The sequence below is a fragment of the Vibrio sp. 2092 genome (assembly GCF_033339635.1).
Taxonomy (GTDB): Bacteria; Pseudomonadota; Gammaproteobacteria; order Enterobacterales; family Vibrionaceae; genus Vibrio; species Vibrio alginolyticus.
Genome location: NZ_JAWOUY010000023.1, coordinates 78627 through 89056, shown reverse-complemented (window position 1 = coordinate 89056; position 10430 = coordinate 78627). Strand labels below are relative to the sequence as shown.

9 protein-coding genes are annotated in these 10430 nt (G+C 45.2%); 4 read left to right on the top strand and 5 right to left on the bottom strand.

The window, feature by feature from the left end; genetic code table 11:
• Positions 1-431: 431 nt before the first annotated feature.
• Genes hemG through R7P80_RS26145 form a run of 3 tightly spaced genes read right to left on the bottom strand, consistent with a single transcriptional unit; the run spans position 432 to position 3096 of the window.
• The gene (gene hemG, locus R7P80_RS26155) at positions 432-959 is read right to left on the bottom strand and encodes a menaquinone-dependent protoporphyrinogen IX dehydrogenase (RefSeq protein WP_054577148.1); all 528 of its coding nucleotides are present in this window, start codon (positions 957-959) and stop codon (positions 432-434) included.
• A gap of 9 nt (positions 960-968) precedes the next feature.
• Positions 969-2426 carry a TrkH family potassium uptake protein gene (locus tag R7P80_RS26150; protein ID WP_005378893.1) on the bottom strand — a complete coding sequence of 486 codons (1458 nt, stop codon included), beginning with the start codon at positions 2424-2426 and terminating at the stop codon, positions 969-971.
• A gap of 46 nt (positions 2427-2472) precedes the next feature.
• Complete coding sequence (locus R7P80_RS26145) at positions 2473-3096, bottom strand: YigZ family protein (protein WP_005378891.1); 624 nt, start codon at positions 3094-3096, stop codon at positions 2473-2475.
• A 261-nt stretch (positions 3097-3357) separates the two neighbouring features.
• Between R7P80_RS26145 and fadB the strand changes: the two genes are divergently transcribed.
• The 3 genes from fadB to R7P80_RS26130 all read left to right on the top strand — a co-directional run bounded on the left by fadB (position 3358) and on the right by R7P80_RS26130 (position 7950).
• A complete protein-coding gene (gene fadB, locus R7P80_RS26140; RefSeq protein WP_225492063.1) occupies positions 3358-5529 on the top strand; it encodes a fatty acid oxidation complex subunit alpha FadB in 2172 nt (723 codons plus the stop codon).
• 14 nt (positions 5530-5543) lie between these two features.
• Positions 5544-6719, top strand: coding sequence for an acetyl-CoA C-acyltransferase FadA (fadA, locus tag R7P80_RS26135; RefSeq protein WP_006743176.1), 1176 nt, complete (start codon positions 5544-5546; stop codon positions 6717-6719).
• Positions 6720-6969: 250 nt separating this feature from the next.
• Positions 6970-7950 carry an MDR family oxidoreductase gene (locus R7P80_RS26130; RefSeq protein ID WP_025768943.1) on the top strand — a complete coding sequence of 327 codons (981 nt, stop codon included), beginning with the start codon at positions 6970-6972 and terminating at the stop codon, positions 7948-7950.
• A gap of 52 nt (positions 7951-8002) precedes the next feature.
• On the opposite strand, the gene R7P80_RS26125 is transcribed toward R7P80_RS26130, so the two are convergent.
• A complete protein-coding gene (locus R7P80_RS26125; protein WP_005378881.1) occupies positions 8003-8947 on the bottom strand; it encodes a LysR family transcriptional regulator in 945 nt (314 codons plus the stop codon).
• A gap of 265 nt (positions 8948-9212) precedes the next feature.
• Positions 9213-9767: a recombinase family protein gene (locus R7P80_RS26120; RefSeq protein WP_170892824.1), complete on the bottom strand. Its 555-nt coding sequence runs from the start codon at positions 9765-9767 to the stop codon at positions 9213-9215.
• 290 nt (positions 9768-10057) lie between these two features.
• Between R7P80_RS26120 and R7P80_RS26115 the strand changes: the two genes are divergently transcribed.
• Positions 10058-10417 (top strand): hypothetical protein, encoded by a 360-nt coding sequence (locus R7P80_RS26115; protein WP_170892823.1) that lies wholly within the window; start codon positions 10058-10060, stop codon positions 10415-10417.
• Positions 10418-10430 lie beyond the last annotated feature (13 nt).

Here is a 10430-nt window from a genome sequence, read left to right as displayed (position 1 = left end):
AACAGAACGATAATGAATTGACTGTGCCAAGTCCGAAGACTTGATTGGTCACTTCGTTTCATTGAAACCTAATTTGAAGCCGAAGCTTCTAATTGGATTATCATCAACGAGTGCCCACACAGATTGATAGGTCTATATTGTTAAAGAGCTTTCCTGTTGAGCTTTGCTCAAAACAGGACGGCCATTTTAGCGAGTTAAAGTTTAGTGTCAATCACTTTTTTCAAACTTTCTTCAAGCGTTTCCGCTTGGCTAATTTGGCTTGCTAACTTGGCTTCTTACTTTCGAAACTTAAGCTTCGAAGCGTTGCCGTGTCAGCGAGGTGGCATTATAGAGATTGCGATCACATTGGCAAGCCCTTTTTCTCGTTTTTTTTGATTTTTTTATCGTTCGGATAAATTTGCATCAAAAGCGGTCAAAAGAGCACGTTATTTCTACAGTTCTCTGAATTTATCTGCGAAAAGAGCCACTTTTTCCCAATTGGTGTACTCCACCTCTTTGGTCGTATCAGTTTCGCCACCCGTCATCGACATAATGAACCTAATCATAGTTCTGTCGAACCAGCTGTAACGTGGGTAATAAAGTGCACCAGCAAAAACACCTATTAGCGTTGGTTTCCAAGGCGACTTAATTAGGAACTTGTGAATGTAGGCACTACCTTCAGGTGTATCCTTTCCTTGGTCCTCTTTACGAGCGGTTAGGTTTACGCAGAAAAATGCCACTTTATTTTGCTCCAATTGATTGAGGTTTCGCTCAATAAACTGGTATAGCTTTTTATTAAGATGGCCATAGCGAATAGAGGCGCCTATCAATACTCTGTCGTATTGGCTGAAGTCAATCGTCTCGACATTATGTAAATCCACCAGCTCACAATCGAAGTCTGGAAGTTGTTCATCTATATAGTGGAGAATTTTTTTAGTCTGCCCTTCGCGGGAAGAGTATAGAAATAATGCTTTTGCCACGATTTCCCCTTAGCTACGCCAAAACGTCGGCGTAAGTAGAATAAGTAAGGTAAAGATTTCCAAACGACCAAACAGCATAGAAACTATCAATACCCATTTTGCTTTGTCGTTAACATCACCAAAGTGCAGCGCTACTTCTCCCAAGCCAGGACCGAGGTTGTTCAGAGTCGCAGCCACCGCCGAGAACGCACTGAGCTCATCCATTCCTGTTGCAATCAACCCCAACATACAAACCACAAATACCAATGCGTATGCGGAGAAGAAACCCCAAACTGCATCGACAACACGTTGCGGTAGGGCACTGCCACCCACTTTGATGGTGTAAACCGCACGAGGGTGCACCAAACGTTTTAGTTCACGCGCACCTTGTAAGGTAAGAAGCAGGATACGGATCACTTTCATGCCGCCGCCTGTTGAACCAGCACAACCACCTATAAAGGAAGAGAACAATAACAGCACAGGTAAGAAGAGCGGCCAATCCGCAAAACCTGTTGTCGTAAAGCCCGCTGTTGTGGATATTGATACAGTTTGGAACAGAGCCTGATCGAAAGCATCGTATGTCGATGTGTAAGAGTGATGTTTCAGTAATAATAGAAAGCAAATGATAAATAGCAGCACTTGAATAAACAAGAAGGCGCGAAACTCAGGATCTTTCCAGTAATACTTGGGATGTACGCCACCTGATGCAAATGCAGCAAAGTGCAGTGTGTAATTACATGCAGATATAAGCAGAAAAACCACCGTAATCAGGTTAATCGCGTAACTATCAAAGTATCCGATGCTGGCATCGTGGGTAGAGAAGCCACCAATGGCAATGGTGGAAAAGCTGTGACTGATGGCATCAAATGGCGTCATACCAGCTAACCAAAAAGCCGAAGCACAGGCGATAGTCAGGCTCAAATAGATGTACCAAAGCGCCTTAGCAGTTTCTGCTATGCGCGGCGTCACTTTAGTATCCTTGACTGGACCTGGGATCTCGGCGCGGTAAAGCTGCATACCACCGATGCCAAGTACTGGCAAAATCGCCACCGCTAATACGATGATTCCCATACCGCCGAACCACTGCAGTAACTGTCGATAGAATAGAATCGCTTTAGGTAACTCATCCAAACCAACAATAACGGTCGCCCCGGTCGTCGTGAGAGCAGAAAACGATTCAAAAAACGCATCTGTCACTGAGACGTTCGGATTGTCAGCAATGAGAAAGGGGATCGAGCCTGCACTGCCAAGTACTGTCCAGAATAAGACGACAATAAGAAAGCCATCTCGAGCTTTAAGCTCGTGCTTATACCTGCGGTTTGGGTACCAACAAACGGCCCCACAAAACAGCAGAACAAAAAATGTCGTGACAAAAGGCACACCAGCACCATCTCGATAGATCAGCGCAACGAGTGCTGGCGCAAGCATAGTGACACTGAAGAGTGCGAGCAGTAGCCCGACGATTCGAATAATTGAACGAAATTGCATGGATAAATTGACTAGCGAAGCTGTCCCTGTTGCTTCCTGTTTTTCATTATTGTCCGTCTAGCGGAGTGACAATTGCCTTTGCCCCGCTTTTATTGATGATTGCTTGGGTAAACGCGCTCACTTCTCGAAGCTCAATTTCCACCACTAATACGACCTGATCGCTGTATTCAGCCTCGACTTCTATCGCACCAAATTGCGGCATGATTGATTGTGCGATAGGCATAAACCCATAGTCTAACGTTAGTCTGAGCTTTGTGGTTATTTTTTTCTCAATAGTTTGAAGCAGCTTGAGCGCTTGTTGAACCCCACCCCCATACGCTTTAACCAAGCCGCCTGTACCTAACTTGATTCCACCAGAGTATCGCGTGACCACAGCCGTGATCTCCCCCACCCCAGATCCAGACAGCTGCGCCAGGATTGGTTTGCCTGCCGTCCCTGAAGGTTCTCCATCATCACTAAAGCCCCACTTCATCGAATCTTCTGGTCGACCAGCAACAAAGCCCCAACAGTTATGTCTAGCATCAGCGTGTTTAGCTTTGATTTGATCAACAAATGCTTTTGCAGCTTCGATACTTGGCGTGTGTGCCAAATAAGTAATGAAGACGCTCTTTTTAATTTCTTCTTCAAATTGAGCGGGCTCTGCTGGAATCAGATAAGGCTTGTCATTCATAGGATTATGGATTCATGTCTATTTGCCTGAAGTCTATCACGAGTGTGATTTACCCGTCGCATAAGATCTGCCACAGCGCACAATGTTAAACACTTGTTTAAAAAATGTATTGAAATTAAACAATCCACGATCCAAACTAACCTTACTGGTCAAACCAGAACAAAAATAAAACGACTTCCTCGATACCTATTTGCCGAGGTACACGGCGTCGTTGAAATAGGTATACAGACAATCCACGATTGTATGTCATGGAGATAGACAATGATTTACCAAGCCGAAACCCTACAGGTAAAGGAAATACAAGATGATATTGCAGAGCTAAGCTTCTGCTCTCCAAAATCCGTCAACAAACTCGACCTAGCGACATTAGAATCGCTAGATAAAGCTCTTGATGCGCTCATTGCCCATCAAGGCCTCAAGGGGTTGTTGCTCACTTCAGATAAAGACGCATTCATTGTAGGCGCAGACATTACCGAGTTTTTAGGTCTGTTTGCTAAAACGGATGCCGAGCTCGACCAATGGCTGCAATTTGCTAATAGCATCTTTAACAAATTAGAAGACTTACCCGTTCCGACCATCTCAGTGATCAAAGGCCACGCTCTTGGTGGCGGTTGTGAATGTGTGCTAGCAACAGACATGCGTATTGGTGACAAAACCACCAGCATCGGCCTACCAGAAACGAAACTGGGAATCATGCCGGGCTTTGGTGGTTGTGTACGCTTACCTCGCGTTATTGGCGCAGACAGCGCAATGGAAATCATAACCCAAGGTAAAGCATGCCGAGCTGATGAAGCATTGAAAATTGGCTTACTCGATGCTGTTGTAGAGACTGATGCTTTATACGAATCAGCACTACAAACTCTTAACTCTGCAATTAATGAGAAACTTGACTGGCAAGCACGCCGAGCACAGAAAACATCGCCTCTAACGCTGAGTAAGCTTGAATCAATGATGAGCTTCACCATGGCGAAGGGTCTGGTGGCACAAAAAGCAGGTCCTCACTACCCTGCCCCAATGACAGCCGTTATCACGATTGAAGAAGGTGCTCGCTTTGCACGTAATGAAGCGTTAGACATTGAACGTAAGCACTTCGTGAAATTGGCTAAATCGGAAGAAGCAAAATCACTCGTTGGCCTATTCCTTAATGATCAATACATCAAAGGCATTGCGAAAAAAGCAGCGAAGTCAGCAAGTAAAGACACGCAACGTGCAGCCGTATTAGGTGCAGGTATCATGGGTGGCGGCATTGCTTACCAATCAGCGCTAAAAGGTGTGCCAGTCTTAATGAAAGACATCGCGCAAGCGTCGCTCGACCTAGGCATGACTGAAGCATCTAAGCTGCTGAATAAACGCTTATCTCGCGGTCGCATTGATGGCTTTAAGATGGCGGGTATTTTAGCGTCAATCACACCGAGCTTACATTACGCAGGTATTGAAAACTCTGATGTGATTGTTGAAGCTGTCGTTGAAAACCCGAAAGTAAAAGCAGCAGTTTTGAGTGAAGTTGAGTCCCATGTCGGTGACGACACCGTTATCACCTCAAACACCTCGACGATTCCTATCAACCTATTGGCAAAATCACTAAAACGCCCAGAAAACTTCTGTGGTATGCACTTCTTCAACCCAGTGCATCGTATGCCTCTTGTTGAGATCATCCGTGGTGAGCACACCTCTGATGAAACCATCAATCGTGTTGTGGCGTATGCTGCGAAAATGGGCAAATCACCAATTGTCGTTAATGACTGCCCAGGGTTCTTCGTTAACCGCGTATTGTTCCCATACTTTGGCGGCTTCAGCATGCTACTTCGTGATGGTGCTGACTTTACGAAAATCGACAAAGTCATGGAGCGTAAGTTTGGCTGGCCGATGGGACCGGCGTACTTGCTTGACGTAGTCGGCATTGATACCGCGCACCACGCACAAGCTGTGATGGCTGACGGTTTCCCTGAGCGTATGGGTAAACAAGGTCGTGATGCGATTGATGCACTGTTCGAAGCAGACAAATATGGTCAGAAAAATGGTAATGGCTTCTACAGCTACACCATAGATAAAAAAGGTAAGCCGAAGAAAACCTTCTCCGAAGCGATCTTACCGGTACTTGCTGACGTTTGTGCCGATAAGCAGGACTTTGACGATCAGACCATCATTCAACGTATGATGATTCCAATGATCAACGAAGTGGTGCTGTGCCTACAAGAAGGCATCATTGCCACTCCACAAGAAGCGGATATGGCACTGGTTTATGGTCTTGGTTTCCCTCCATTCCGCGGTGGCGTATTCCGCTATCTAGACAGCGTGGGTATTGCTGAATACGTTGAAATGGCAAAACAACACGCCGAGCTAGGTGCGATGTACCAAGTACCGCAAATGCTGATTGATATGGCGGCGAAAGGTGAAAGCTTTTACGGTGCACAACAGCAAGGTTCTATCTAAGGAGGGATTCTAAAATGACTAATCAAACAAGAAATGTTGTCGTAGTCGATTGTCTACGTACTCCAATGGGTCGCTCTAAAGGTGGTGCTTTCCGTCATACACGAGCAGAAGATCTATCTGCGCGCCTAATGAAAGGCATTCTTGCGCGTAACCCACAAGTGAACCCAAGCGAGATTGAAGACATCTACTGGGGCTGTGTACAGCAAACACTAGAGCAAGGCTTTAACGTTGCACGTAATGCCGCGCTACTCGCGGGCCTGCCGATTGAAATTGGCGCCGTGACGGTTAACCGCTTGTGTGGTTCATCAATGCAAGCGCTTCACGACGGTACACGTGCCATCATGACTGGCGATGCTGAAATCTGCCTAATTGGTGGCGTTGAGCACATGGGGCATGTGCCAATGAACCACGGTGTAGACTTTCACCCAGGTATGTCAAAGAACGTAGCAAAAGCTGCGGGCATGATGGGCTTAACGGCTGAAATGCTTGGTAAATTACATGGTATTAGCCGTGAGCAACAAGACGAGTTTGCCGCTCGCTCTCACGCTCGTGCGCACGCAGCAACCGTAGAGGGTCGTTTTAAAAACGAAATTCTACCAATTGAAGGCCACGCAGCAGATGGCACACTGTTCACTCTGGATTACGACGAAGTGATTCGCCCTGAAACATCCGTTGAAGGTCTATCTCAACTTCGCCCAGTGTTCGACCCAGCAAACGGTACAGTAACAGCCGGTACATCATCGGCTCTGTCCGATGGTGCATCAGCGATGTTGATCATGAGCGAAGAGAAAGCCAATGAGCTTGGTTTGAAGATTCGTGCACGTATTAAAGGCATGGCCATTGCGGGCTGCGATCCTTCTATTATGGGTTACGGTCCTGTACCTGCGACGAAAAAAGCGCTCAAGCGTGCCGGTCTTTCAATTGAAGACATGGATGTGGTTGAGCTAAACGAAGCATTTGCCGCGCAGTCTCTGCCGTGTGCTAAAGACTTAGGCCTGCTTGATGTTATGGATGAGAAGGTCAACCTTAACGGTGGTGCGATAGCATTGGGTCATCCACTAGGCTGTTCTGGTTCACGTATCTCAACAACGTTGATCAACCTAATGGAAGCGAAAGACGCGAAATACGGTCTGGCCACCATGTGTATCGGTTTGGGTCAGGGCATTGCGACAGTATTTGAACGACCATAACAGTTCAAGACGTTGTTGTAGTGATCGAGCCAACAATCATAAGCAAATGAACTAGTACTAAAATTTTTAGTATTACACTTAAGGGCGACAATTGATGTCGCCCTTTGTTTTACATCAAACATGCATGAAGAGCATACATTAAATGCTCAAGTTTCATTTTATTCATAGACAAAGAAGACATACACTTAGACCAGTTGATATCTTGCTGCATGTGACCCAGAGTCATGCTACCGCACAATCGGAGAACCTTATGTTTAATGCTCTAGTTCTAAATCAAGAAGACAAACGTACTATCGCTAACATCGAGCAAATCGATGAAACACAACTGCCTGAAGGCGACGTTCTGATTGACGTTGATTACTCATCGTTAAACTACAAAGACGGTCTTGCGATCACAGGTAAAGGTAAAATCATCCGTAACTTCCCGATGGTGCCAGGTATTGACCTAGCAGGTACGGTAGTAAGCTCAGAAGACGACCGCTACCAAGTTGGTGACAAAGTTGTCCTTACTGGCTGGGGCGTGGGTGAAAACCACTGGGGTGGTATGTCTCAGCGTGCTCGTCTAAAAGCGGATTGGCTAGTACCACTACCAAAAGGTCTAGACAGCAAGAAAGCAATGATGGTTGGTACTGCTGGCTTCACTGGTATGCTGTGTGTTCAAGCACTGCTTGATGCAGGCATCAAACCTGAAAATGGCGAAATCCTAGTAACTGGCGCAAGTGGCGGTGTAGGCTCAGTAGCAGTAACGCTTCTAGCACAGCTTGGCTACAAAGTTGCTGCAGTGACAGGTCGTGTAGAGAAAAACGGCCCGCTACTTGAAAAACTAGGTGCTAGCCGCATCATCGACCGTACTGAATTTGAAGAACCAGCACGTCCGCTTGAAAAACAAGTATGGGCAGGTGCGGTTGATACTGTAGGCAGCAAAGTACTAGCAAAAGTATTGGCGCAAATGGATTACAACAGTGCAGTTGCAGCTTGTGGTCTTGCAGGTGGTTTTGATCTACCAACCACAGTGATGCCGTTCATCCTACGTAATGTTCGCCTACAAGGTGTGGACTCAGTAATGTGCCCAACAGAGAAACGTATCGCTGCATGGGAAAAGCTGGTCGAGCTACTACCAGACAGCTACTTCGAGCAAGCGTGTACTGAAGTTGCTCTTGCTGAAGCACCGAAATATGCAGAAGACATCACCAACGGTCAAGTAACGGGTCGTGTGGTTATCAAGCTATAAACACTGACTCAGTGTAAACAGACGAAGAGCCGGCATTGCTGGCTCTTTTTTGTTAGCAGTTCAGTCCCATATCTTCGATACGTTTAGCTATCAGACGGCTACACTCTTCACGCACAATCGTTCTTAACCATTCTTGAGCAGGAGAATGCTCGCAACGCGCATGCCAAATCATCGAGTATTCAAACGGCGTGAATTGGAATGGTAACGGTTTCACCACCAAGTCATAACGCTCGGCAACCAGATACGCCAAGTCCGCTGGCACTGTGATGATAATTGGCAAGGTATCCATGATCGCCAATGCGGCTTCTAAATGATAAGCCCGCAGAACCATTTTACGCTTAGGTTTCTCCATCAAAGCTTGTTCGATCAGTGCCTTAACACCATCACTGATGGCGATCATGGCATGTGGATGACTCAGATAATCATCCAAGCTCATTTCTTTATCCGCTAATGGATGCTGTTTTGAAAGCATACACAGCACCCCCACTCGCCCCAACACTTCACTGCGTAGAGGCTCCACCGGGCCTGTCGGGCGACAAATCGCTAAGTCTGCACCTTCATAAGTGAGCTGATCTGATAAACGGTCGTGTTGCAGTGGTAAGAAGTTGAAAGACACGTTTGGCGCTTCTTGGTAAATTCTCGGCAAAGCGAACGGTAAGATCGTTTGCATGGCATAGTCGGTGGTCACGATGTTGAAAGTCTGCACGCATTGCAATGGGTCAAACTCAACCGGAGATAACAACTGACGTAAAGACTCTAATGGTTCGCCCAATGAGCGATCGATCTCTAACGCTTTCTGAGTTGGGATCAAATGCTGTCCCTGACGAGTAAACAGCGGGTCTCCCAACAAGTCACGTAGACGACCAAGCACACGACTCATTGCCGATTGACTCAAGTTCAGACGTGTTGCCGCCTTACTGACACTGTTTTCTTCTATCAGTACTCGCAACGCAACCAGTAAATTTAAATCTCGGCGATAGATATCTTCCAGTTCCACGAATTAGCCACTTATTTTGTATGTGTTTGGGTAAATTGTACTCTTTAGGCAAAAAAAATCCCGCCTTTCAGCGGATAGTTTCCGTGGGACGTGTGGGTTTATAGATATGTGTTACATAACAATACGACATTGTGTACAAATTATAAAGCTTCCAACCCATTGCTGGTGGTGCTTCTTGGTGGAGATATTAAGGGAAATATCTTGCGGGCTTCGCTTAGTGGCACGAATATACTGTGCTAGTCATGGAGCCTTTGTTTAAAATATCCTAGGCTGCTTTGATGTAACGATAAAGCGTTGCGATACCTACCCCAACGGCTTTACAAGCTTTCTCTTTGCTCATGCCCTTGTCTACATACTTCAATGCCTCTTTACACTTCTTGATAGTTTCAGGACTTTGCTGTTTGCCTTTATATTTACCTTCTGCTTTAGCTTTGGCGATACCTAGAGCTTGACGTTCTAACATTAACTCACGTTCCATTTGGGAAACACTAGCTAAGATTCCTAATACCATCTTTCCTGATACTGAAGATGTGTCTACACCGATATTCAAGATTTCAAACTCAACCCCTTTCTTTTGATATTCCTCTATCAGTGTCATTAATTCGCCCTGAGAACGTCCGAGACGACTTAATTCTCGAATAACTATCTTATCCCCTTTCTTAACTTTACCAAGTAACTCTGTTAGCTGTGGACGCTCCAAACTCTTACCACTGGCTACATCAGTGTGTATTTTTGCTTCAGGATACTTCGCAGTAATCTCGCTTTTTTGTGGATCAGTGTGCTGTGTATCGGTACTGACTCGAACATATCCGTAAATCATCTTTCAACTTCCTATCTATCATATAGTAGCCCTTATGATAATTCTATCGTATGAGTTGTCAACAACCTAAATGATAGACATCTATCAGTAAGTCATAAGATCAAGCCTAAAAGATAGGAATTAATTGTATTTAATATGATAGCAGAGTGGCACGTAAAGCTTGCTATACCAAGGCTTTTGTATAAAAACACATCTTTAAAAAAATTCTGGAGAATGTGACATAGCAAGAGGGGATAGTTAAGCAAATTGATGTATATTCTATATAAGTTTACTAAATAGAATCATTGGCTATGGCATTAATAACTTGTAATGAGTGTGGTAAGGAGTTCTCAGATAAAGCTCCGTCTTGTCCAAACTGTGGGTGTCCAACACATCCTTGTAACCAAGGGAACGAAGCTACTGACATCATTGGCAATAACCGTTTTAACTTAGAAAAGACATTAAGAGGTGTGGTTGATTTCATTTTTGGTCTGATCTACGTGTATATCTCTTACAGTGTAGTCTTCAAGTATGACACTATGTTCCCTTCTGGTGACAGTGAATTTGTATGGATTGGCTTTATATTGGGTATGGGGCTATTAATATTGTTTCAAAAAATTATTCGTTCTGTATTAGGTACTATTGGTAAAGCTGTTCAAGCACTGCTTTAGTATTTTAGGTAGG

What these genes read in the sequence shown, in the direction of transcription:
- R7P80_RS26150 (WP_005378893.1), bottom strand. Translation starts at nt 2,426, where the DNA reads ATGCAATTTCGTTCAATTATTCGAATCGTCGGGCTACTGCTCGCACTC.
- R7P80_RS26145 (WP_005378891.1), bottom strand. Translation starts at nt 3,096, where the DNA reads ATGAATGACAAGCCTTATCTGATTCCAGCAGAGCCCGCTCAATTTGAA.
- fadB (WP_225492063.1), top strand. Translation starts at nt 3,358, where the DNA reads ATGATTTACCAAGCCGAAACCCTACAGGTAAAGGAAATACAAGATGAT.
- fadA (WP_006743176.1), top strand. Translation starts at nt 5,544, where the DNA reads ATGACTAATCAAACAAGAAATGTTGTCGTAGTCGATTGTCTACGTACT.
- R7P80_RS26130 (WP_025768943.1), top strand. Translation starts at nt 6,970, where the DNA reads ATGTTTAATGCTCTAGTTCTAAATCAAGAAGACAAACGTACTATCGCT.
- R7P80_RS26120 (WP_170892824.1), bottom strand. Translation starts at nt 9,767, where the DNA reads ATGATTTACGGATATGTTCGAGTCAGTACCGATACACAGCACACTGAT.
- R7P80_RS26115 (WP_170892823.1), top strand. Translation starts at nt 10,058, where the DNA reads ATGGCATTAATAACTTGTAATGAGTGTGGTAAGGAGTTCTCAGATAAA.